This window comes from Phyllobacterium sp. SL163, from assembly GCF_049896885.1.
In the GTDB taxonomy this organism is placed as follows: Bacteria; Pseudomonadota; Alphaproteobacteria; order Rhizobiales; family Rhizobiaceae; genus Phyllobacterium; species Phyllobacterium calauticae.
On record NZ_JAFCVE010000002.1, the window covers coordinates 536,965 to 560,496 of the forward strand.

Here is a 23,532-nt window from a genome sequence, read left to right on the forward strand (position 1 = left end):
AAAATTGTAATATTGGTTGATTGCCTGAAATTGTGTAAATTTTGTCAATATTGCTGACATAAGGGGTGGAAATGGCTGAAGGCAAGATATTCGCCGGTCCCCGCATCCGGCGCATCCGCAACGAGCAGGGGCTGACGCAGACGGCCATGGCCGAAGCGCTGGGCATTTCGCCGTCCTACCTCAATCTCATCGAACGCAACCAGCGTCCGCTGACGGTGCAGCTGCTATTAAAACTGTCATCGACCTACAAGATCGAACTCGACACGCTGCAGGTCGAAACCGGCTCGTCCATGGCAGCACTGAAAGAAGTGTTTTCCGATCCCTTGCTCAACGGTGAATTGCCCGGCGACCAGGAACTGATCGAGATCGGTGATGCCGCACCCAATGCGGCGGCCGGTGTCATCAAGCTGTACCGTGCCTACCGGGAATCGCTGGAGCGCCTGTCCGACCTCTCGGGAATGCTGGCAAAGGAAGGGCATGTGCCGTCGCTGTCGGCGACGCGTTTGCCGCTCAGCGAAGTGCGGGACGTGCTGGAGCGCAAGCCCAATCATTTTGCCCGCATTGAAGGGGAGGTCGACAGCTTCATCCATCTGATCAAGCCGGGCGATGATCTCTCAGGCGCCTTGAAGGCATGGCTGAAAAGCGAGCATGGAATCACGGTGCGCGTCCTGCCGGTCGCGACAATGCCGAACTGGCGGCGGCGCTATGACCGCCATTCGCAGCGCCTGTTCATCTCGGAACGGCTGTCGCCATTCGATCAATTGCGCGAGCTGGCCATCGAGGCGGTGCTCATCCGCATGCAGGTGGTCATCGCGGCGGAGATCCAGGAGCTGAAGCTATCCTCCGACGAAGCGCGCCGCATCGCCCGGTTCGAACTTGCCCGTTATGCCGCTCAGGCCCTGATGATGCCGTATCAGGCATTCCAGACCGCTGCCCTGCGCGCCCGCTATGATGTCGACGTGCTGCGCTCGCGTTTCAATGTCTCCTTCGAGCAGGCGGCCAACCGGTTGACGACCCTACAAAGACAGGGGGCTGCGGGCATTCCATTCTTCATGCTGGAGGTGGATCATGCGGGCAACCGCTTCCGCCGGGCAGGCGCACAGGGCTATCCGCAGTCGCGCTTCGGCGGCGAGTGTCCAAAGCTGGCCGTGCATGCCGCCTTTGCCCAGCCAGGGCAGATTCTGGTGGAAGCCATCGAGATGCCGGGTGGCGCTGAGTTCATGACCATCGCCCGCACGCTTGAGGGGCCGCAAGGCAGCTTCAATGAACGCCCGCGACGCACGGCGATCCTGCTCGGCTGCGATATCGGTTTCGCCGATGAAACGGTCTATGGCGCTGCGCTCGGCGGCAGGAATATCGGTGCGACGCCGGTCGGTCCGGCCTGCCGTCTCTGCGAGCGCTCTGCCTGTCTTTCGCGTGCCGAGCCGCCGGTCACCCGTCCGCTGGGGCTGGATGAGATGGTGACGGGCCTGAGTGCCTTCGATTTTCAATGATGCCGCTGGATTTGCCGGCGAAAACGATGCAGAAAGCGACAATCTCCAGTCGTTTCCCAAACTCACCGCAGATTTGAAATTTGGCATTGTACCCGCATGAGTGTTTCGTCCGTCCCGCTGCCACCGGTTGCTGCGCCCGATCCCGCCAAGAGCGCGTCGGAGACCGCGGTCGGCTGCCTGCTGGTTGCGGGCTCGGCAATCGCCTGGAGTACGGGCGGCGCTCTGACCCGCTTTCTCGAAACCACGGATAACTGGACCGTGGTGTTCTGGCGGTCCGTATTCGCCGGGCTTTTCCTTTTGTGTTTCATGCTGGTCCGCGATGGTCCGCACGGAACGTTGCGGCTGTTTCGCAACATGGGGCTGGCCGGGGTGGGCGTCGGCATCTGTTTTGCCATCGCGTCGTCCTGCTTCATCGTTGCCCTGTCCTACACGACGGTCGCCAATGTCCTGCTGCTCCAGGCGGCAGTGCCGCTGCTGGCAGCGCTGATTTCCTGGGTGCTCTTTCGCGAAAGGGTCAGCCTTGCAACCTGGGGTGCCATTGCCGTGGTGATTGCCGGCGTTGCCATCATGGTTTCCGATTCGCTGGATGGCGCGGTTTCTCCCATCGGCGACCTTCTCGCCTTGCTGATTGCCATCGCCTTTGCGTCCGCCACGGTGATCACGCGGCGCAAGGCGCATCTGCGCATGACGCCCGCGGTTTTTCTCGGCGTGGTGATGGCCGCCTGTGCGGCCTCGGTGATGAGCGGATCATTCTCGGCGAGCGTGCGGGATTTCGGTTTCCTGTTTGCTCTTGGGGCCGTCAATCTTGGTCTCGGCCTTGCCCTTTTCGTCAGTGGCGCCCGTCTTATTCCCTCGGCGCTCGCCGCATTGATCGGAACGCTCGAGCCTGTACTCGGGCCCGTCTGGGTCTGGCTTTTGCACAATGAAGTCCCGACGCAGCGCACCATCATTGGCGGCGGTATCATCCTTTGTGCATTGCTCTTTCATCTGGGCTGGGAATACCGGCGCCAGCGTGCGGCTTTGACACGAAAGCCACCAGCCTGACGCCGTGCGCCAAAATGCGGCGATCAAAATTGCGTTGATCTGCAACTTTAGATGAGGGAGTTGCTGCAACCCTGTTGACGAAGTGATCGCAATCTAAAAAGGTAGGGGAAATTTGGGAACCCCTGGCATGGCTGAAAGATCAGGTGCCAGCAGCATGGAGGCATTTTATGGGTATCAAATCCATCCTTTTAACGGCCACTTTCGCCCTTGGGCTTGCCACGGCAGCCGGCGCGCAGGAACGCGTTGTCAATGTCTACAACTGGTCCGATTATATTGATGACAGCATCCTTGCTGACTTCACCAAGGAAACGGGCATCAAGGTTGTCTATGATACCTTCGACTCCAATGAAATCCTCGAAACCAAGCTGCTGGCAGGCGGAACCGGTTACGACGTCGTTGTTCCGACCGCATCCTTCCTGCAGCGCCAGATTGCCGCCGGTGTTTTCCAGAAGCTCGACAAGTCGAAGCTGCCGAACCTGAAGAACATGTGGGATGTGATCAACCAGCGCATCGAAAAATATGATCCGGGCAATCAGTACGCTGTCGACTACATGTGGGGCACCACGGGCCTTGGTTACAATGTCGACAAGATGAAGGAAATTCTCGGATCGGATGCGCGTCCGAACTGGGATATCCTGTTCAAACCCGAGATGGCGGCCAAGTTCAAGGATTGCGGTGTCCATGTGCTTGATTCTGCCTCGGATGTCCTGCCGTCCACGCTGGCCTATCTCGGCCTCGATCCGGACAGCAAGAATCCCGACGATCTTGCCAAGGGCGCGGACCTGTTGACAGCGGTTCGCCCGTCGATCCGCAAGTTCCATTCGTCGGAATATATCAATGCACTCGCTGCCGGCGATATCTGTCTGGCACTCGGCTATTCCGGCGATATCCTGCAGGCCAAGTCGCGTGCGGAAAAGGCCAATGCCGGCGTGAAGCTGGACTATGCCATTCCGTCGCAGGGTGCGCAGATGTGGTTTGACGTGATGGCCATCCCTGCCGATGCACCGCATGTGGCGGAAGCGCACGAGTTCATCAACTACATCATGCGTCCGGAAGTTGCGGCGAAAGCCTCGAACTTCGTGTCCTATGCCAATGGCAACAAGGCCTCGCAGGAATTCATCGACAAGGCCATTCTGGAAAATCCGTCGGTCTATCCGGATGCGGCCACATTGGCCAAGCTCTTTACCGTGACGCCTTATGACACGAAAACGCAGCGAACCGTCACGCGGCTCTGGACCAAAGTGGTAACAGGCCAGTAAATCTCGAGAAAACCCCGGCAGAAAATGCCGGGGTTTTTAACGTCAAGACCAAAATGCCGGGGCAATCATGAAATCACTGGGAAGCTTTCGCCGTAAATTCGCACCTTGGAATGATCCTGAAGCAAAACCCTATATTTCCTTCGAGAATGTAACCAAAAAGTTTGGTGACTTTACCGCTGTCGATGACTTGTCCCTGACGATCTACGATCGTGAATTCTTTGCCCTTCTCGGCGCATCCGGCTGCGGCAAGTCCACGCTCCTGCGCATGCTGGCCGGATTTGAAGAGCCGACCTCGGGCCGTATCCTGCTTGACGGTCAGGATATGCGCGGCATCCCGCCCTACAAGCGGCCTGTGAACATGATGTTCCAGTCCTATGCCCTGTTCCCGCACATGACGGTCGAGGGCAACATCGCGTTCGGTCTGAAGCAGGATGGCATGCCGAAGAATGAAATCGACGCGCGTGTTGCGGAAATGCTCAAGCTGGTCAAGCTCGAGCAGTTCGCCAAGCGCAAACCGCATCAGCTGTCCGGCGGCCAGCGTCAGCGCGTGGCTCTTGCCCGCTGCGTTGCCAAACGGCCAAAGGTCCTGCTGCTGGACGAACCGTTGGGGGCACTCGACAAGAAGCTGCGCGAAGAAACGCAGTTCGAGCTGATGGACCTGCAGATGAAGCTTGGCCTGACCTTCGTCGTCGTGACGCACGATCAGGAGGAGGCCATGACCATGGCCGATCGCATCGCCGTCATGGACAAGGGCAAAGTCAAGCAGGTGGCAACGCCCGCGGAAGTCTACGAAGCCCCGAATTCCAAGTTTGTGGCGGATTTCATCGGCAATGTGAACATGTTCGAAGGTACAGCCTCGACAGTGATGCCGGGCAAGGTCGATATCGATGTCCCGGCCGACAGGATCACCATTCGCACGGATGCAACGCGCGACTGCTCCACCGGCCAGTCCGTCGGGTTTGCCATCCGCCCGGAGAAAATCCGCCTCAGCCGCAAGGAACCGGCAAACACTGCCGTCAACGCGGCGCATGGCGAACTCTACGATATCGCCTATTTCGGCGACATGACGGTTTTCCACGTCCGGCTTGAAAGTGGCCGGATCATCAAGGCAGCCAGTTTGAACGCGGTGCGCACGGTCGAAGACCCGCTTGGCTATGACGACAAGGTCTGGGTCAATTTCGATACCGACGCCGGCATCCTGTTGACGGCTTAGGGGGCTGCCATGCAAAAATTGATCGCGTCCGTCGTCAGCCGCCTCGTCATCAGCGTTCCCTATCTGTGGATGCTGATTTTCTTCCTCATCCCGTTCATCATCGTCTTCAAGATTTCACTCTCGCAAGTGACGATGGCGATACCGCCCTACACGCCAACGATTGATGTCTGGGCGGGCTGGCAGGGGCTGATCAACAGCGTGTCCCAGTTCTCCTGGGACAACTATACCTTCCTCGGCAGCGATCCGCTCTATGTCAAAGCCTATCTGTCCAGCGTGATCATTGCTGCCATTTCGACATTCCTGACGCTGCTGGTGGGCTATCCCATCGCCTACGGCATGGCACGGGCGCCCGCCACCGTGCGGTCAACCCTGCTGATGCTGGTGATCCTGCCCTTCTGGACAAGCTTCCTCATCCGCGTCTATGCGTGGATCGGTATTCTCAAGCCTGAGGGGCTGCTCAACCAGTTTCTTATGTGGGCCAATGTCATCCACACGCCCCTGAACATTCTCAACACCAATACCGCGGTGCTGATCGGCATCGTCTATTCCTATCTGCCGTTCCTGGTGCTTCCGATCTATTCGACGCTGGAAAAGATGGACTACTCCCTGGTTGAGGCGGCGGAGGATCTTGGCTGCCCGCCCATCACTGCCTTCTGGAAAATCACGTTCCCGCTGTCGCTGCCCGGCGTTGTCGCCGGATGCTTCCTTGTCTTCATTCCGGCTGTCGGCGAATTCGTTATTCCCGATCTTCTCGGCGGGTCGGAGACATTGATGATCGGCAAAACCCTGTGGAACGAGTTCTCCGCCAACCGCGACTGGCCGCTGTCTTCCGCGGTCGCCGTGGTTCTGCTGGCGCTGCTCGTCGTACCCATCGTGCTGTTCCAGCGGTCGGAAGCCAAAGCCCAGGAAAGCGAGAAGTGACATGAACACCACCTGGTCCCGCTTCAATATCGTCTCGCTGGTCATCGGTTTCGCGTTCCTGTACCTGCCGATCGTGCTGCTGGTTGTCTTCTCGTTCAATGAATCCCGCCTCGTCACCGTCTGGGCCGGCTTCTCGACCAAATGGTATGTGTCGCTGTTCAACAACAAGAGCTTTATCGATGCGGCGTGGGTGACCATCCGCGTCGGGTTGATCTCGGCGACCTTCGCGACAATCCTCGGAACGCTCGGTGCCCTCGCGCTCACCCGCTATACCCGTTTCCGCGGGCGGATGCTGTTTTCAGCGATGATCTACGCGCCGCTGGTCATGCCCGAAGTCATCACCGGCCTGTCGCTGCTCCTGCTGTTCGTCGCCATTGGCTTTGACCGGGGTATCTGGACCGTCACGCTCGCCCACATCACATTCACCATGTGTTTCGTGGCCGTCGTAGTGCAGTCGCGCCTGGTCACGTTCGACCGTTCGCTCGAAGAAGCGGCCATGGATCTCGGGGCGACGCCGGTCACCACCTTCTTCAAGGTCACCTTGCCAGTGATCATGCCGGCGGTGGTATCCGGCTGGATGCTCGCCTTCACGCTGTCGCTCGATGATCTCGTGATTTCAAGCTTCACTTCGGGTCCTGGTGCCACCACCCTGCCGATGCGCATTTATTCGCAGGTGCGTCTCGGGGTGACGCCGGAGATCAATGCCGCCTGTACCATCCTGATTGCCGTTGTCGCGGTGGGCGTGGTGATCGCGTCGATTGCCAACAAGCGCCGCGAGGTGCAGAAGGCGCGTGACGAGCAGGCCGCTGCCCGTCACTAACCTCTCGGTGCACTTAATTCGCCGGTGCGATGATCGGCGAGATAAACGGATTGTCCCAGGAACCGCCGATAAAGAAGCGCGTGTGGTTGAATACCGGCGCAGGCTTCTGGTCGGCGGGTGCAGCTTGCGCCGTCGCGTCGGCGGGCGCTGGAGCAGGGGCTGCTGTTGCCGCTGGCGCGGGTGCGGGTGCAGCAGGAACAGGCACCGCATAGTCTCCCGTCAAGGCCAGGCTCTTGCCGATAAGGGTGACGATGCCGGCAAAGCTCAGCACGCCGGATTTCATCTGGACTTGCGCGGTCTCGAGGGCTGCCACGCCGTCCATGATATTGGCCTTGATCTCCATCCGGTCGAATGCCAGCCAGGCGTCGGTTTTTTCATTCAGGCTGAAAAACCGGTCCGTTTTGGCCCGGTTGAGCAGATTGTTGAAATCGATGCTTTTGATCTGCCCCGTGCCGAAGCGCATGCTGAGAGTGCCCTTGGCGTTCTCCATGGCCGATGACCACCGGGAGATCGGTCCCTTGAGAAGGAGGGATATCGTGCCTTTGCCGAGCTCGAACCGGTTGCCAAGCCCCAGCAGCGGAGCGATGGCCGCGCTGTTCACATCCGTGCCGTTGAGACGCAGTTCACCCGTGGCGCCGCCATCGCCTTCTTCGGCCAGCTGGAAACTTGCGGCAATGGAGCCGTTGAAGGCTGCGGCCTCGCCGATGTCGAAAATGGCCCGGCCGTTGCGAACCTGCGCGGTTGCGGCAACATTCGTCAGATTGACCGAACCCGCCGTGGCCTTTTGCGTGGAGACGCGCAGGTCCACATTGGCCTGCTTGAGGAAGCGGGTATCGATAACCGCATTGGCGTTGGCCGACCCGTCGGGCAGCGGCATGAAGCCCGACAGCACGGAGCGGAGGTCAAGCGTCTCGAAGGCGAGCGTGCCGGTGATGCTTGGCGTTCCATCGTTCAGGACGATTTCAATGCCGCCCTTTGCCGGATTGTTGTTCAGGGTTGCCGTCAAACCGTCGAGCTTCATGCGGTTGGCCGAGCCGGAAACCGTGGCGTCGAGGGCGAAGCTGCCAATCGGCGCGCCGGGAATGGATGGGGTCTTCGACCATTCCAGCGTCCGGCGCAGGGACGGGGAGGTCAGCGACAGGGTGCCTTGAAAGAACTGGTTCTTGGCAATATTGGCCGAGCCGTTGAAAGCAAGGGTGAGCGGCGTCGATGTCAGGTTCACCTGCAGCGGGCTGGTGCCGCCAGCCAGCAGCAGCAGCGCCTTGCTGGCGGAGCTGTCGATCTCGGTTTCCTCGCCATGCCAGATGGCATTGCCGCGGAAGCTGGCGACGCCCGAGGTCTGCGGCCATTCAAAAACGCCGCTGATGCTGGAAATCTGCTCTTCCGACCCGTTGAGCGGCCGCTTGAACGTCACCATCGCATCTTCAAGCCGGATACGTCCGAACGGCTGCGACGACACATTGCTCATATCCGGTTTTGCCGGATTGGCCTCGATGGCCGCCCGTGCCTCGCGCATGACGTCGCCGATGCGCCCATCGGTTTTTGCCAGGGATTCGCCGATCTGTGACAGGCTTTTGATCGGCTCGTCGATGACAAAACGCGGCCGGATAATGGTTGTCTCGGTGAATTCCGTCCGGCCCATCAGCGCGGAAAGCAGCGACAGATCGACTTCGATGCGTTCCGCCTTCATGAAGGGTGTGCCTTCACTCTGCCAGGGATTGCGGATGGTCACGTCGGCAAGCGAGGCGGAAAAGACCGGAAAGAACGAAATTTGCGGCATCTGCCGCGATTCGACACTGTAGCCGGTCCAGTTGCTGAGTTCCTGAATGAGCCGGGCACGGATGACATCCGTGCTGACGAGATAGGGAATAGCGGCGAGAAGTCCCGCGGCAACGAGAGCCAATGCGATGATTGTCGCGAATATGTTCCTCGGCCGGTACCAGGACATGAATATTCCGATGTCTGCTGTTCTTCCGGCTGCACGCCGGAAGGTTTTACGCTTCTCCATCTACGGTTTAGCGATGATGCGTTGCAATTCAAGGGCCTGAGATGGTCAGGCGCCAATTTGTTGCAGAGCGTTGCCATCGCATTGCGGACTGAATGAGGCGATGGGAAGCTGTCTTACAATTTTCAGTCGGCGAGGACGCGGGTCGACGGAAAACTGATTTCGACCATCGTGCCGCGCCCCGGCGCGGAATCGATGGCAAAGCTTGCGCGGTTTGCCTCGGCCATGGCCTTTGTTAATGGCAGCCCGAGACCCGTGCCGTCGGTGCGCGCATGTTTGGGCGTGGTGATCTGCTTGTAGGGGCGCAGCGCCTGTTCGACTTCTTGCCGCGTCATGCCGATACCGGTATCGCGCACCCGCAGAAGCACGTCTCCGCTGGGTTCGTAACTGGTCGAAACGATCACCTGTCCGCCCGGTCCGGTAAAACGCACGGCGTTCGACAGGAGGTTGAGGGCAATCTGGGTGATCGACCGCTGGTCGGCGACAATGTCGGGCAGGCGCGAGGTCAGGCTGGAGCGGATGATCACCCGTTCGCGGTTCGCCTGCGGCTGCATGATCGCCACCGCCTCGGTGAGAGCGTCGTTCAGCGAAACCGCCTGGAAGTCGAACTCCACCGCGCCCGCCTCGATCTTGGAAATGTCGAGGAGGTCATTGACCAGTGACAGAACGTGATTGCCGGAACGGCTGATATCGTGGAGATAGTCGCGATACCGCTCATTGCCGACAGGGCCGAATTTTTCGTCCGCCATCAACTCGGAAAAACCGATGATGGCATTGAGCGGCGTGCGGATTTCATGGCTGATCCGGGCGAGGAATTCGCTCTTCTGGCTGGAGGTGCGCTCTGCCTCGCGCTTGGCGCTGAGCAATTCTTCCTCGGCCTGTTTCCAATGGGTGATATCCCGCAACACGACGCAAAAGCCTTTTGACGCATCAAGCTTGCCGATGGTCATGAACAGCGGGATGAACCGCCCCTTGCTTTCGCGGCCGATGACCTCGCGGCCGTCATTGAGAACGCTGGCGACCCCGTTGTCCGACAGGCTGCTGACATAGTCCATGGCCGTCCGCTGGCTCTCGATGGCAAAGAGCAGGGAGAACGCCTTGCCTTCCACGTCTTCCGGATTATAGCCAAACAGTGCTGCCGCCGAATGATTGACCGAACGGATCGCACCGGCGGAATCAAGCAGGATAACCCCATCCGTCGCGGTATCCAGAATCGCATTCAACTCGTCGATGCGGGTTTGCAGGAGCTGCCGCTCGCTGTCGTCGAACCGCTGTTCCGGCGATTGCACCACGGGCGGCTGCGCCTCAGGCGACAAGGCCAGCAGCAGGGCGCGTTCGCCGTCCTCGTCCCAGCGCACGGCCTGAAGGTGCGCCTGAACGCGCCGGGTCGTACCGTCGCTCAGACGCAGGTTCACACCATCCGCTGTCTCGCTGTCGGCCTGTTCCGGATTCTCGGCGAAAAGTGCATTCAGGCCGCCTGCCGCGTTGATGCTTTCATGCGTTTCATAAAGCGTGGCGTCAAGCAGGGCCTTGTTGGCGTAGAGAAGAATGCCATGGCGATGGATGAGGACCGGAAGAGGCAGGGCGGCGAGAACGGCGGTATCAACGCCTTGCCGGGCTTGTGTGCGGATATTCTCGGCAAAATCCGTCTGCGGCGCTGGATCGGCCGCAATTGCCGCTGCCTCGTTGTCTGCCGGCACGGTGAACCCGGGGCCGACGACTTCCGCATCGGGAACCGGCGGCACGATGGGAGCGGGCACTGCCGGCTGTTCCGATGGCGCTTCGGCGTTGGTTACGGCAGCCGCAGGGGCGGCTTCCTTCGGGTTGTCGGCCAGAACTTCGCGGCGCAGCCGTTCGGCGATTTCCCTGAAGGCATTGCGTTCCGCATCGTTCAGGCGCCCGTCATCGCGCGGAAGACGGTTGGTCTTCAACGGGATGACGTTGCCTTCTATCGCTTCGGTCCTGGCGTCGTCGCGGGCGGGCTCAACCGGTGCGGCGGGTGTGATGGCAATGGCGGGTTTTTCGCCATTGAACACATCGACGGGAGGAACGGGCTTGGGCGCGAGCGCCTTGCCAATCGCCTCGGGATCGGTCGTAACATCACCCATGCGGGCAACGCCGAACCCGCGAAAGCCCATGAACACCCGTTCGCGCGAATAGATCGGCAGGGCCGCCAGTTCGATGGGCACGCGTAAATCGGTGCCTTCGATCGGCCACAGAACGGAGCGGCCCGACCAGGTGTCGCGCCGTTCGAGAAGTTCAGCAATCTCGCCGCCGCTGTCGAGCCCGTAGACGTTGGCGACATCGCGGAAGGATTTTCCGATGACCGCCGCCGAGTTGGGGCCTACCGCGCCGACAAATTCGGGAGATATTTCGTCGAAATGCGCATCCGCATCCACTTTCCAGACAAAACGGACAGGGTTGTCCGAGGGCCTGTACTGAAAAGGCTCATCCTCGGGCGCCGCGTTCTCCGCCTGTTGCCCCGCTGGTTCAACGGCGGGGGTGCTGTGCGGCGGTTCCGTGGCCTCGACGCCGCTGTCCCGGACTTCCTGGACAACGGTGATGGGCGGTGCCGCGGGCGGTTCGGGCTGCTTGTCCGCGGTTTTTACCGGTTGCTCTGCGCTTGCATTGACGTCGCGGATGGCGAAGAGAAGATGCAGGGCAGGGCTGTCGGTCAGCCGCGCTATGCCGGCCGGCACAAAACCGTTGGCGGTCTGCACCGGGCGTTTCACCAGCCGGTTGCGTTCGAGCCGCACTTCGCGCACCAGATCGCCCAGCATCTTGTCGTTGAAGCCGATGCTGCGGAACTGCTCGGAGGCCGCCAAGACCGTGCCGGCGGCATCGATCATGGCCGCATGGGTGGTGCTGTCTCCAAAGCCCTTGATGGCCAGCGCGGCGATCTCCGCTTCGGATGTCAGTCGAGCCGTATTGGCGATGGACAGCAGGATGGCGGCTTCACCGCGCGGCAGGGTCAGGTCGCTTGCCTGGAATGTCAGGATGCGGCTGGCCAAGCCGAAGGCCACACGCAATGACACCGTGCGGCCATGGCCGATTGAAGGGAAACCGTCGAGCGCCATGAGCTGGCGTCTTGCCTGTACATTGAGCACGGAGCCGGCATCGAGAATATCGTCGATGGTCGCATAGCCAAGCGCGTTTGCACCCTGGCCATTCGCCCAGATGACATTCTCCAGATCCGGCGAAATCACCACAAGCGCATCGCCATTGGCAAAATGCTCGCGAATTTCATCCAGAACGGCAATATCGATGAATGGGTAAGTTCCAGACGTCATCGTTTGACCGGTGCACTCCACAATAAAGCATCCGCTGTCTGCGGATTGTCTTAATACTCTGTTAATAATCGTCTGGCGATCAATCGTCCACTCACAGTCCCTTACGTCACACGTCTTTCTCTTGGTTTAGTTAACTTGGAAGACGCTCCACAAAAATATTTGGATGAAAAATCAGACGTTTGATTGTGCGGTGCGAAAGAAATGTTGCAATGCACAATAAATTGGGTTATATACGTGTCATGAATTCACAAGCAGTCGCATAGACCGGCTGCACATGGAAGGAACATATTATGAGCAAGACCACCAAACAGACTGCTGATGCGTTCTCGATCCCTGCCTTTGATGCGACCGCTGTAACCGATCAGGTTCGCGAATTCACCGAGAAGGGCGTTGCCCAGTCCAAGGAAGCCTATGCCAAGATCAAGGATCAGGCCGAAGCTGCCCAGAAGACACTCGAAAGCACGTTTGAAACTGCACAGTCGAACACTGCTGCTCTCTCCCTCAAGGCTCTGGCTGCGCTGCGCGCCAACACCGAAGCCAGCTTCGCTCATATCGAAGCCCTGATCGGTGTTAAGTCTTTCGGCGAAGTCATCGAACTGCAGAGCGCATTCGTTCGCAAGCAGGCTGAAGCCCTGACCGACCAGGCCAAGGAATTCCAGACAGTTGCAACCAAGGCTGTTGAAGAAATCTCCGCTCCGGTCAAGTCGGCTGTCGAGAAGGCAATCAAGGACGTCAAGGTCGCCTGATTTAACGGCCCTTGATGAAAAAATACTCCGGCGGCACTCCTCCTCCCGGACGCTGGACAAGCAAGACCCGATAGTTCCTCCCGTATGGGTCTTGCATTAATGGAAAAGGCCGGTTCCTCCCCCGGCCTTTTCTTTTTTGTTGGTTTTTACCTTTCTGTTGCATCGGGTGCTTGCCAAAAGCATCAATCTTACGTATGTGACCCCTGTCGAAAAGAAGACGGTGCGCGGTCGTAGCTCAGTTGGTTAGAGCGCAGGATTGTGGCTCCTGAGGTCGGTGGTTCGAATCCACCCGTCCGTACCACTTCTTCCCAAAGCCTCCCCAATACCCCGCAAAATACAAAGCCGGATCAAACCAGTTCTCAGGCTGGCTGCTGCATGTGAATCAGCGGAAAAGGGCGGCCCGATCCGTCGCGCTCGGAACGCCCGACGGCAACAAATCCATAATGTCTGTAAAAGCCGTGCGCGTCGGGATTCTGCTCGTTCACATCAACGCTGAGCCGGCCCTTGAGCGTTCGCGCGTGATCCAGAAGCTGCCGCCCGGTTCCCTGGCCGTGCCATGCCGGATCGACGAACAGCATCTCCACCTTGGCACCCGACAGGCCCATGAAACCCAGAAGCGGGCCGGATGGCGACTGTGCCACCCACACTTCAAGTCCGGGAAGAGCTTCGTCGCGCACGAGCGGCAGGAAGAACTGGATGTCTGCTTCGGACAGGAAATGGTGCGTCGCCCGGACGGCGCTTTCCCAGATTGCCACGAGCGGCGGTATGTCGTCGGGCCGTATCGGTCGGATCATCATCATCTTCATTCTCTGCAAGATGTCGTCAACGGGAGTTCGATATCGCCCCGGCGCCCGTTTGCCAAGCGGTCGGGTTCGCCTGGCCCATGCGTCCGCTGCATTCAATCCCTGCATGGTAAAAGCATTCATCGTCAATTGATCCCGGCGGGCGTTCATGCCAATGAAAACCATGCGCATATTGCTGGTTGAGGATACGCATGATGTGGGGGAGGCTATCGCCAAGCGTTTCGAGGCGATCGGCCATGCTGTCGATTGGGAAACCGACGGCCGTGCCGCGGCGGAAATCATCGATTTCACTGAATATTCGCTGATCATCCTTGATGTCATGCTGCCGGGCATGGACGGCTTTGAGATTCTCAAGCGCCTGCGCCGATCCGGCAATGCCGTTCCCGTCCTCGTGCTGACGGCGCGTTCCGAGATCGAGGACCGCGTCGGCGCCCTCGATCTCGGTGCGGATGATTATCTCGTCAAGCCCTTCGATTTTCGCGAGCTTGAGGCGCGCGCCCGCGTGCTGATCCGGCGGCGCACCGGCGGCGAGGCGACCAATCTGATCAAATGCGGCGATATCGCCATCGACCGTGGCGCACGGTCCGTCCATGTCGGCAAGCGCGAAGTCCAGTTGAAGCGGCGCGAGCTGACATTGCTTGAAGTCATGGCGGCGCGGCCCGGCCGTGTTTTCAGCAAGGACGAACTGCTCGACCAGATTTTCGGGTTCGACGAGGCGGCCAATGCCAATGCCATCGAACTCTATGTCGGGCGGTTGCGCAAGAAACTGGAAGGCGCGCAGGCGCGTATCGTGACAGTGCGCGGGCTCGGCTATCAACTGGTGGCCGGCGATGCAGCATGAGCCGTCCCTCTTTGCCCGTCTGGCCCGGCGTATTTCGCTGGTTCTGGGTATCGGTGCGGCGATTCTTGTCAGCGCGGCCTGGTATTACGCGGAAACAGCGGCCGACAAGGCCTATGACCGGCTGCTTGTCGGCGCTGCCCTGCAAATGGCCGAGAGTCTTTCCGTCGAAAGAGGCGCGCTCAGCGCCCGTCTGCCCACATCGGCGTTTGAATTGCTCGGTCTTGCCGAACGCGACCGGATTTTCTACCGCGTCATCGATACCAACGGCAAAACAGTGACCGGCTATGATGATCTGCAAAACCCGGCGCCGCCGGATGGTGCGCGCGACGCCGTCAGCATCAGCGAAGGTATCTACAAGGGCGAGGCGGTGCGCATAGCCCGCGCCACCCGCGTGCTGGCGGACCCGTCGGTGACGGGGCATGCCTATGTCGTCGTGGCGCAGACCAACGAGGCGCGCTCCGCTCTGACGCGTGAACTGACGCTGCGTGCCACCATCCTTGTCGTCGTCATGAGCTTTCTCGCCTTTGCCGGTGCCATGCTGGCCATCCGCTATGCCTTGCAGCCCGTAGAGCGATTGGGGGCGGCCGTGCGCCGCCGTGACCCGCACGACCTGACGCCGGTTTCGGTCGGCGTTCCGCGCGAACTCGATCCGTTTGTCAGTTCCATCAATCATTTCATGGGCCGCCTGAATGAACGTGTTGACCTGCTGCAACGGTTCATCGCCGATGCCGCGCATCAGATCCGGACACCGCTGACGGCCCTGTCCGCACAGATCGATCTTCTTGGGCATGACAAGCTGGACAAGACCGGACGGCAGCATTTCGAGCGCGTGCAGCAGCGCACCGGCGAGCTGGCGCGCCTGACCAACCAGTTGCTCAGCCACGCCATGGTCATCCACCGCGCCGACTCCATCCAGCTCGAGCCGATCAGCCTCGTCGACGTGGCCCGCCGTGCCTACCGCGCCGCCATTCCCATCACCGTGGACCCCGATATCGTCATCTCGTTCGAAGCGCCCGATGACCGCCCCTTTGTCCTCGGCGATGCGGTCAGCCTGCGCGAAGCTATCGTCAATGTCATCGACAATGCCCTGCGGCACGGAACAGATCAGCGGCTTGAGGTGCGGGTGCGCTCCGACGCGCTCGACGCCTATGTCGAGGTCGAGGATGACGGCCCCGGCATTCCGCCGGAGGGCTGGGAAAAAGCCACCCAGCGTTTCGCGACATCGAAATCGCACGAAGGCAGTTCGGGCCTTGGCTTCGCCATTGCCCAGGAAGTCGTCAATGCCCATGGCGGCACGCTGGGTTTTCGCGCACGGGATGAGAAGAGCTTTACGGTTATCCTGACATTGCCGCTGTATAAGGGGCCCGCGAAATGATGAAACGTTTCACGGCTGTCCTGATTGCCACGATCTTAGCGCTGACATCGCAGGTTCTGGCGGCAACGGACAATCATACACGATTTCCGGCGCTGCAGACGGAAACCGGCAAGCTGACGATCTATTCGACCACCGATCTGGCCGCTATGAAGCCGCTAATCGACGATTTTCAGCGCACCGCACCGGGCATATCGATTGATTACATCGAGTATCTCACCAATGAACTGCATGCGCTGGCCAGCGAAGCCTGCCGCAAGGACGAGCCGCTCGGGGACCTGCTCCTGTCGTCGTCAGTGGATCAGTTGCTGAAACTGGCCAATGATGGCTGTGCCGCGTCCCACACATCGCCGGAAACGCTGCGTGTGGCGGATTGGGCCAACTGGCGCGACGAGGTTTTTGGTTTCACCTATGAACCGGCCGTCTTCGTCTACAACACCCGCAAGGTCCCGCCAGCCGAGGTGCCGCGCACCCATGTGGAACTCGCCGACCTCCTGCGCGAACGTCTTGATTACTATCGCGGCCGTGTCGGCACCTACGATATCCGCCTCTCGGGCATTGGCTATTTGCTGGCCTTCAACGACGCCCGGCAGACGAACACCGTCTTCGGCCGCCTGCTGGAAAGCATGGCACGCGCTTCTGCGGTGGCGCGATGCTGCACGGGCGAAATTCTCGAAGAGGTAGCGAGCGGACGCCTCTATATCGGCTACAACATGCTGGGTTCCTATGCCTATGACGCGGCGCGAAGGCATCCGGATCTCAGGGTTGTCGTGCCGCGGGACTATACGCTGGTGCTCAGCCGTGGAGCGCTTATTCCCAAATCCGCAGAGCGCGGCGACCTTGGCGCGCAGTTCCTGGATTATCTCCTGTCGGAGCGCGGCCAGTCGATTGCGCGGAGCAATGCGTTCTATTTTTCCGAAACGGGCGGCCTGCCGCCGGATGTCGACGGGCCGCAGAACCTGAAGGAATCGGGAATCGCCCAACCCATCCGCATCGGGCCAGGGCTGCTGGCAGTGCAGGATTGGGCGCAGAGACAGCGCTTCATCGAGGATTGGTCGCGCTCATTGATCGAACTCAACAGCCCGGAATGGACACGGGAGTAAATTAAAAAAGCGAGCCTTGGTCCGTGCCGGGCGCGGCAGGCTTCTTTGCCGGAGCCGGGCGTTCCGGCTTTGGCCTGATCGGATTGGCTTCACCTTCCCCGGCCACGGCCTGAACCTCGCCATCCTGGAAGCGCAGCGTCAGATGATCGCCGCTGGCAATGGCAGCGGCGCGTTTTACAGGTGCGCCCGCCGTATCGAGCACGATGGCAAAGCCGCGCTCGAGTACGCTCTCGTGCGAAAGGGTTTTCATCAGCCGTTCGAGTTCGCTGCCGCGTCGCCTGGCCTGGTCCAGCGTGATGCCGATGGCCTGATCCTGCCGCCGTTCCAGCTGAGTGAGCGATTGGCGCCCCCGCACGGCAAGGCGGGCAATCGGTTCAGGCGACAGACGCTGGGTATGACGGGCAAAGACAGCGCGCCGGTCACGCAGGAAGACGCTCAGGCTGCGCGGCAGGCGGTCGCCGAAAACAGTCACTTCCCGCTGCTTTTCGCGGAACCGCTGCTGCAGGACCCGCGGCGACAATTGCCGGGCGCGGCCATCGAAATGCGCACGCTTTTTCTGGGTGTTCGCCTGCAGGGCGCGGCCGAGCCGGGCGGCAGTCTCGTCGAAATGCCGCCGGGGCAGGGCAAGCAGCTGGTCGGCCGAGGGCAGGGCGCGCGACAGGGCGCGCTGGGCCTGACGGCGATTGTCGAGGTAACGCGACATACCCGCCGCCAGCCGCGCGCCATAGGTTGCAACGCTGGCCTGCAGGTCAGCCCGCACGGGCACGGCCATTTCAGCTGCACCGGTCGGTGTCGGCGCACGGACGTCAGCGGCAAGATCGATCAGCGTCCAATCCGTTTCGTGCCCGACGGCTGAAATGACAGGGATATCGGAGGCCGCAACGGCGCGCACGACGATTTCGTCATTGAAACCCCAGAGATCTTCCAGGCTGCCGCCACCGCGCGCCACGATCAGCACGTCGGGCCGGGGCAAGGCGCCGCCCGGCTGCAGGGTATTGAAACCATTGACGGCCGCTGCCACTTCCGCGCCGGAGGTTTCGCCCTGCACGCGCACCGGCCAGACCAGCACGTGCAGCGGAAAGCGGTCGGTAATGCGGTGTATGATATCGCGGATAACAGCACCGGTCGGCGAGGTGACCACACCGATGACGCGCGGCATGAAGGGCAGCAATTGCTTGGCGGCCGGATCGAACAGGCCTTCAGCACCGAGCTTGCGCTTGCGTTCCTCCAGAAGCGCCATCAAAGCCCCGGCACCGGCCGGTTCCATCTGCTCGATGACGATCTGGTATTTCGACGAGCCGGGATAGGTGGTCAGCTTGCCTGTCGCGATGACTTCCATGCCCTCTTCGGGCTGGAATTTCAGCCGGCTCATGCTGCCGCGCCAGACGACGGCCTCGATACGGGCCTTGTCGTCCTTCAGGGAAAAATAGGCATGGCCCGAGGAATGGGGGCCGCGATAACCGGAAATTTCACCGCGCACGCGCACATGGCCGAACGTGTCCTCAACAGTGCGCTTTAGCGCTCCCGAGATTTCGGATACGGAATATTCGGCAACGTTGGACGTCGATTCGGACTTTTCGGTCATTCCCTATTCCTAACGGGGTGATGAATGGCGTCAAGTCTTGGAGGCCTGTGTTGCAGGGCCGGGGGATGAAAAGGGGAATGCTCATGACGCAACGTCTCAGTCTGCGCCATTATCTGATGATCGGCACCGCGATGATCGCTCTGACCGCCATCATCCTGCTGTGGATGGGCCGCAATCCCATCTGCACCTGCGGAACCGTCAAGCTCTGGGTGGGCGAAGTCAACTCGTCCGACAATTCCCAGCATATTTCCGACTGGTATTCCCTGTCGCACATCATCCATGGTTTTCTGTTCTACGGCCTTTTGTGGCTGGTTGCGCGCAGCAAGCCGGTGGGCTTCCGCCTGCTCCTTGCCATTGTGGTCGAAGCCGCGTGGGAGATTTTCGAGAACACCGACATGGTCATCAATCGTTACCGCGAGGCGACTATTGCGCTCGGTTATACCGGAGACAGCGTGCTGAATTCGGTGTGCGATATCCTGTTCATGGTGATCGGCTTCTTCTTTGCATCGCGCGCGCCGCTCTGGCTGACGGTCCTCATCGCCATCGTCTTCGAATTGCTGGCGGGATATGTCATTCGCGACAATCTCACCCTCAATGTCTTGATGCTGGTCTATCCGCTCGATGCCATCAAGGCGTGGCAGGGCGGGCTATAACCGCCTACCAGCCCGGAACCAGCTCTGTCGAGCGCACCTGCCGCAGGCGCTGGTTGACCTGGTTCGGCGCGGCCGCCGGGGCCATGCTGACCGGGGTTGGCATCGACAAATTGTCGAGGCTTTCGACGATATGCTGCGCCAGCGCATCCACGATGGCGGAGGGCTTGGTGTGACCGCGCATGATGCCGATGCCGAATTCCGGCAGGCGGCCAAAGCCGTCGGCTTCGCTGAGCACACGCATGCCGGGGCGCAGCGCGCATTCCGGCAGGATCGAGACCGCAAGGCCGGCAAGCACTGCCGCTGCCAGAACCGTCGCCGACCAGCTGGTGAACAGGATGCGATAGTCGTGATGCATGGTGTCGAGCACGTCAATTGCCGCAGCGCGCCAGATGCACGTGGGTCGGCCAACGGCAAGCGGCAGCACCTTCTCCTCATGCACCGTATGGTGCGCCGAGGTGACCCAGAGCAACTGCTCGCTTCGCACCACTTCGGAACGGCGCATGTCGTCGCACTGGGTGACCAGCGCCAGATCGAGCTGCCCCTTGCGGATCATCTCGTCGAGATTGACCGTGGGTTCGCACACCACGGAAAGCTCCACGCGGGGATTGGAGCGGGAAAAGCGTGCCATGATCTCGGGCAGGAAGCGGTCCGCATAATCATCCGGCGTGCCGATGCGGATATGGCCCTGCAGCTGCGTGTCATCAAAGGCGGCGATGGTTTCACCGTTGAGCTGCATCATGCGCCGCGCATAGGCCAGCAGACGCTCGCCGTCTTCGGTCAGCTTGTTGGTGCGCCCATCGCGTTCGAACAGGGCCTTGGAAACCCGCTCTTCCAGCCGGCGCATCTGCATGGAAACAGCCGACTGAGTCTTGTTGACCGCATCAGCCGCTCTGGTGAAGCTGCCACTGTCGGCAATGGCGATAAATGTCTGCAACTGGTCAAGATCAAGAGGCGCACTCATGGCTTTGCTCCCGGACGGTTCAATCCATCATTATTATTGAACGTTTACATGAAAAACATTCGTTTGAATAATCAATTTTTGTGGATCATTCTACGGATGTTCAGGAGACGCCTGTGTTGAAACGATACCGGGCGTAATGCGTAGAAAATGGTTTCCACGCGATTCAACCCTTCTTGATCAGCGCCATTCAAAAAAGGAGTAGGGCGATGACGACGACAACGAGAACGACTGAAGTAAATGGATTGGTGCCCGCGATCACTTTCGCGCTGGCTCAGGCCTTTGGCTTTGTCACCCGAATGATCGTCGCCCGCCGCAATCGCAAAACGATTTTGAGCCTCGGTGAGTGGAACGATCAAATGCTGCATGATATCGGTGTCACGCGCGGTGATCTGCATTCGGCCCTTGGCACGTCGCTGCTTGAAGATCCGAGCGAAAAACTGGGCGCATTGGCCGATGTACGGGCCCGTTTGCGCGCAGCACGCTCGATCAGCTGAGCATCGATCTTGACGGTTTAGCAGGCGTCCCATTCACACCGGAATCCCCTCCCGGTGCCCCGCCTGCCCACTGCCCGGCCTTCTGGCCGGGCTTTTTCTTTATGGGGCCGACTATTTGTTGCGATCCATGCCGCGCAGATACTGGTCGAAAATGGATTCGACACCCTTCTGATACTGCTCGTTGGTTTTCCGGCCCGTTTCGAACATCTGGTCGAGGACATCCTTGAACGGATTGTTGGCAGCGGGCGGCTGGTCCGGCTGCCGGGGCTGAGGCTCCGGTGCCGTGCGCTGTTGCGCGCCGCCGCCGAGCATATCGCCGAAGATTTTGCCGAGGGGATTGTCGCCGAACGGGTTCTGCGCGTTTCCCGACGGCTGCTGGCCTTGCGGCGTGGCGCCGGGAAACCCGCCGCGCGTCATCTGTTCGAGGATTTGGCCAAGCGGATTGTTGCCCCACGGATTGGCTTGGCCTTGCGGCTGCTGCGGCGTTCCGGCAGCGCCGCCGCCGAGCATGTTTTCCAGAATCTGGCCCCAGGGGTTGGCGGCGCCCGGCTGGTTGGGAGCGGTCTGGCCGCCGATGCCGCCGCTTTGCCGCATCATCTGCTCGATGAAATCGCCAATGACATTGCCGCCGCCGAGCCCGGCCGCCGCAAACTGGCCCGTCGACTGCTTGTAGAGCCCGCCCATCGTCATCGATGCGAGCACGGGCAGCATCTGCTGCAGCGTGCTGACGGCGATACCGGTCATCCGCGCGGCATGATCGGCGACGGCACGTGACAACTCCTTCGAGCCGAACAGATTGTTCAAAATGGCATTGCCGTCGGCAATGCCTGCCGGATTGAAGGCCGCCTGCGGATTATCAAAATAATTGACGTGCTGGCCCGACGACAGCGACTGGATGAAGGCGCCGACACCCATGGGATCGGCGGTATTGCGCTGCAAGCCCTGCGAGAAAGCGGGCATCAATGCCTCGATGGCAGCGATTGTCTGTTGTTGCGAGAGCTGAAACTGGCGGGACAATGCCTCCACGGCCTGCCCGCCCTGTCCCTTCAGAAACATGTCTACGAGATTCATGGCGCCGATCCTCCTTCGGGCTGATGCACGAGGGAAGAGTAGCCCTGTCGATAAGCAAAGTTCAATCTTTTTATCGGGTTAGAAGTACTGCGCCAGATTCTTGCGGATGCGTTCCAGCGGATCGACGGCGGGATCGCCGGGCGTGAATGTTGCACCGGTAATCGTTTCATAGGCCTGGATATAGACCTTGGTCGTCGCCTCGATCATATCCTGCGGAATCTCAGGGATATCATCTTTGTAGGGATCGCAGCGCTCGACCACCCAGGTGCGGATGAAATCCTTGTCGAAACTGACCGGGCGCTTGCCCGGCGCATAGCTGTCGGCAAACCAGTAGCGGCTGGAATCCGATGTGTGGATTTCGTCAGCCAGCACGATGTTGCCATCCGCATCCGTGCCGAATTCGTACTTGGTGTCGGCCAGGATGAGGCCGCGGCTGGCGGCGATTTCCTGTCCGCGCGCGAAAAGCTTGAACGCATAGGCGGAAATCGTATCCCACTGCTCCTGCGTCAGCAGCTTCTGCTCAAGTATTTCCTTGGCGGTCAGCGGCTCGTCGTGGCCGCCATCGAACGCCTTGGATGTCGGCGTGATGATCGGGGCGGGAAGCTTTTCATTGTCCTGCAGGCCGTCGGGGAAGGTCGTGCCATACATCTCGCGCTTGCCGGCCTTGTAGAGTGTCAGGATCGATGTGCCGGTGGTTCCGGCGAGATAGCCGCGTACGATGATTTCGACCGGCAGGATATCGAGGCGGCGGGCAACCACGACGTTCGGGTCGGGATAATCGAGCACATGGTTGGGACAGATATCCTTGGTCTGCTCGAACTGGTAACGCGCGGTCTGCGTCAGCACTTCGCCCTTCAGCGGAATGCAGGCAAGAATCCGGTCAAACGCGCTGATGCGGTCCGTGGCGATAATGATGCGCCGTCCATCCGCCAGATCATAATTCTCCCGCACCTTGCCGCGGTAGTAGTTCGGCAATTCGGGAATGAAGGCTTCAGTAAGCGCTTTGTGTGTGGGCATGGTGTGAAGAATCCGCGTCAGACAATCTGGCTTCCGCATAACACATAAGTCGGGGAACGGGAGTCAAATTCTTGACTAGCGCCCGCCGGTTACATCGAGAAGCGCCCCGGTGACATAGGATGCCGCATCGCTGAGCAGCCAGACGATGGATTCGCCGACTTCGTCAGCCGTGCCCGGCCGCCCCAGCGGTGCCGTCACGCCGAGGCGCTGGGCCCGGTCCGGCTGGCCGCCGCTGGCATGAATGTCGGTTTCGATCAGACCGGGGCGGACGGCATTGACGCGGATGCCTTCGGCACCGACTTCCTTGGAAAGGCCGATGGTCAGCGTATCCATTGCGCCTTTTGATCCGGCGTAGTCGACATATTCTGACGGCCCGCCAAGACGGGCTGCGGCGGATGACAGGATGACGATTGATCCACCCTTGCCGCCGCGAGACCGCGCCATCCGGCGGACACCCTCGCGGGCGCAGACATAGGCGCCGAGAATGTTCACATCGAACATGCGCTTGAGACGTTCGGTATCGATGTCCATCAGCTTGGATGCGGGCGCTACGATACCGGCATTGACGACAAGTCCGTCGAGCGGGCCGAGTTCCTCGGTCTGCTTGAACATGGCGATGACATCGGCCTCGTTGGCAACGTCACCCTGTATGGCTTTTGCCTTGCCGCCAGCCGCGACAATCGCCGCCACCACGTCATCCGCAGCGGCCTTGTTGCCGACGTAATTGACGCCGACCGACCATCCCTTTTGACCCGCAAGAATGGCCGCCGCGCGGCCAATGCCACGGCTCGCGCCTGTTATCAGGATGGTCTTGCTCATCGCATGTCTCCCAAAGGGCGGA

20 protein-coding genes and 1 tRNA gene are annotated in these 23,532 nt (G+C 60.3%); 13 read left to right on the forward strand and 8 right to left on the reverse strand.

Annotated elements, in window-relative coordinates; genetic code table 11:
* The first annotated feature begins 71 nt into the window (after nucleotides 1–71).
* The 6 genes from ACP7B1_RS06235 (at nucleotide 72) to ACP7B1_RS06260 (ending at nucleotide 6,750) form a co-directional block, all read left to right on the forward strand.
* Nucleotides 72–1,493, forward strand: coding sequence for a helix-turn-helix domain-containing protein (locus ACP7B1_RS06235; protein ID WP_346307602.1), 1,422 nt, complete (start codon nucleotides 72–74; stop codon nucleotides 1,491–1,493).
* A 96-nt stretch (nucleotides 1,494–1,589) separates the two neighbouring features.
* Nucleotides 1,590–2,537 carry a DMT family transporter gene (locus ACP7B1_RS06240; protein WP_346307603.1) on the forward strand — a complete coding sequence of 316 codons (948 nt, stop codon included), beginning with the start codon at nucleotides 1,590–1,592 and terminating at the stop codon, nucleotides 2,535–2,537.
* Between the two features lie 167 nt (nucleotides 2,538–2,704).
* Entirely contained in the window at nucleotides 2,705–3,796 is a 1,092-nt protein-coding gene (locus ACP7B1_RS06245) for a polyamine ABC transporter substrate-binding protein (protein ID WP_346307604.1), read from the forward strand.
* A 67-nt stretch (nucleotides 3,797–3,863) separates the two neighbouring features.
* Entirely contained in the window at nucleotides 3,864–5,009 is a 1,146-nt protein-coding gene (locus ACP7B1_RS06250) for an ABC transporter ATP-binding protein (protein WP_426136737.1), read from the forward strand.
* 9 nt (nucleotides 5,010–5,018) lie between these two features.
* On the forward strand, nucleotides 5,019–5,930 hold the full coding sequence (locus tag ACP7B1_RS06255; RefSeq protein WP_288192018.1) for an ABC transporter permease subunit: 912 nt from the start codon (nucleotides 5,019–5,021) through the stop codon (nucleotides 5,928–5,930).
* Between the two features lies 1 nt (nucleotide 5,931).
* Nucleotides 5,932–6,750: an ABC transporter permease gene (locus ACP7B1_RS06260; protein ID WP_223611740.1), complete on the forward strand. Its 819-nt coding sequence runs from the start codon at nucleotides 5,932–5,934 to the stop codon at nucleotides 6,748–6,750.
* Between the two features lie 13 nt (nucleotides 6,751–6,763).
* Here the strand turns inward: ACP7B1_RS06260 and ACP7B1_RS06265 are convergent, their stop codons facing one another.
* Complete coding sequence (locus tag ACP7B1_RS06265) at nucleotides 6,764–8,698, reverse strand: AsmA family protein (RefSeq protein WP_346307606.1); 1,935 nt, start codon at nucleotides 8,696–8,698, stop codon at nucleotides 6,764–6,766.
* Between the two features lie 182 nt (nucleotides 8,699–8,880).
* Nucleotides 8,881–12,045: a histidine kinase dimerization/phospho-acceptor domain-containing protein gene (locus ACP7B1_RS06270; protein WP_346307607.1), complete on the reverse strand. Its 3,165-nt coding sequence runs from the start codon at nucleotides 12,043–12,045 to the stop codon at nucleotides 8,881–8,883.
* Between the two features lie 290 nt (nucleotides 12,046–12,335).
* On the opposite strand from ACP7B1_RS06270, the gene ACP7B1_RS06275 reads away from it, so the two are divergent.
* Both ACP7B1_RS06275 and ACP7B1_RS06280 read left to right on the forward strand, forming a co-directional pair.
* On the forward strand, nucleotides 12,336–12,791 hold the full coding sequence (locus ACP7B1_RS06275; RefSeq protein ID WP_105736338.1) for a phasin: 456 nt from the start codon (nucleotides 12,336–12,338) through the stop codon (nucleotides 12,789–12,791).
* A gap of 224 nt (nucleotides 12,792–13,015) precedes the next feature.
* Nucleotides 13,016–13,092 (forward strand) — tRNA-His (locus ACP7B1_RS06280).
* Between the two features lie 58 nt (nucleotides 13,093–13,150).
* Here ACP7B1_RS06280 and ACP7B1_RS06285 read toward each other — a convergent pair.
* Nucleotides 13,151–13,585, reverse strand: coding sequence for an acetyltransferase (locus tag ACP7B1_RS06285; protein WP_346307608.1), 435 nt, complete (start codon nucleotides 13,583–13,585; stop codon nucleotides 13,151–13,153).
* Nucleotides 13,586–13,757: 172 nt separating this feature from the next.
* Here ACP7B1_RS06285 and ACP7B1_RS06290 point away from each other — a divergent pair, with 172 nt between their 5' ends.
* From ACP7B1_RS06290 to ACP7B1_RS06300, 3 genes are read left to right on the forward strand one after another with little or no spacing between them, the layout of a single operon-like run.
* Nucleotides 13,758–14,435 (forward strand): response regulator transcription factor, encoded by a 678-nt coding sequence (locus ACP7B1_RS06290; protein ID WP_223612394.1) that lies wholly within the window; start codon nucleotides 13,758–13,760, stop codon nucleotides 14,433–14,435.
* Nucleotides 14,425–15,810, forward strand: a complete 1,386-nt coding sequence (locus ACP7B1_RS06295; protein ID WP_346307609.1) for a sensor histidine kinase — start codon at nucleotides 14,425–14,427, stop codon at nucleotides 15,808–15,810. The genes ACP7B1_RS06290 and ACP7B1_RS06295 overlap by 11 nt, the downstream gene beginning before the upstream one ends.
* Nucleotides 15,807–16,910: an ABC transporter substrate-binding protein gene (locus tag ACP7B1_RS06300; protein ID WP_426136742.1), complete on the forward strand. Its 1,104-nt coding sequence runs from the start codon at nucleotides 15,807–15,809 to the stop codon at nucleotides 16,908–16,910. The genes ACP7B1_RS06295 and ACP7B1_RS06300 overlap by 4 nt, the downstream gene beginning before the upstream one ends.
* A 1-nt stretch (nucleotide 16,911) precedes the next feature.
* On the opposite strand, the gene xseA is transcribed toward ACP7B1_RS06300, so the two are convergent.
* Entirely contained in the window at nucleotides 16,912–18,495 is a 1,584-nt protein-coding gene (gene xseA, locus ACP7B1_RS06305; protein WP_346305506.1) for an exodeoxyribonuclease VII large subunit, read from the reverse strand.
* Nucleotides 18,496–18,578: 83 nt separating this feature from the next.
* Between xseA and ACP7B1_RS06310 the strand changes: the two genes are divergently transcribed.
* Entirely contained in the window at nucleotides 18,579–19,148 is a 570-nt protein-coding gene (locus ACP7B1_RS06310; RefSeq protein ID WP_346305507.1) for a DUF2585 domain-containing protein, read from the forward strand.
* A 4-nt stretch (nucleotides 19,149–19,152) separates the two neighbouring features.
* Here the strand turns inward: ACP7B1_RS06310 and ACP7B1_RS06315 are convergent, their stop codons facing one another.
* The gene (locus ACP7B1_RS06315; protein WP_346305508.1) at nucleotides 19,153–20,109 is read right to left on the reverse strand and encodes a LysR substrate-binding domain-containing protein; all 957 of its coding nucleotides are present in this window, start codon (nucleotides 20,107–20,109) and stop codon (nucleotides 19,153–19,155) included.
* Nucleotides 20,110–20,315: 206 nt separating this feature from the next.
* On the opposite strand from ACP7B1_RS06315, the gene ACP7B1_RS06320 reads away from it, so the two are divergent.
* Complete coding sequence (locus ACP7B1_RS06320; protein WP_223611725.1) at nucleotides 20,316–20,603, forward strand: DUF1127 domain-containing protein; 288 nt, start codon at nucleotides 20,316–20,318, stop codon at nucleotides 20,601–20,603.
* A 111-nt stretch (nucleotides 20,604–20,714) separates the two neighbouring features.
* Here the strand turns inward: ACP7B1_RS06320 and ACP7B1_RS06325 are convergent, their stop codons facing one another.
* The 3 genes from ACP7B1_RS06325 to ACP7B1_RS06335 all read right to left on the reverse strand — a co-directional run bounded on the left by ACP7B1_RS06325 (nucleotide 20,715) and on the right by ACP7B1_RS06335 (nucleotide 23,510).
* The gene (locus ACP7B1_RS06325) at nucleotides 20,715–21,674 is read right to left on the reverse strand and encodes a DUF937 domain-containing protein (protein ID WP_426136745.1); all 960 of its coding nucleotides are present in this window, start codon (nucleotides 21,672–21,674) and stop codon (nucleotides 20,715–20,717) included.
* A gap of 78 nt (nucleotides 21,675–21,752) precedes the next feature.
* The gene (locus ACP7B1_RS06330) at nucleotides 21,753–22,691 is read right to left on the reverse strand and encodes a phosphoribosylaminoimidazolesuccinocarboxamide synthase (RefSeq protein WP_346307547.1); all 939 of its coding nucleotides are present in this window, start codon (nucleotides 22,689–22,691) and stop codon (nucleotides 21,753–21,755) included.
* Nucleotides 22,692–22,766: 75 nt separating this feature from the next.
* The gene (locus tag ACP7B1_RS06335; RefSeq protein ID WP_346307546.1) at nucleotides 22,767–23,510 is read right to left on the reverse strand and encodes an SDR family oxidoreductase; all 744 of its coding nucleotides are present in this window, start codon (nucleotides 23,508–23,510) and stop codon (nucleotides 22,767–22,769) included.
* Nucleotides 23,511–23,532: the final 22 nt, after the last annotated feature.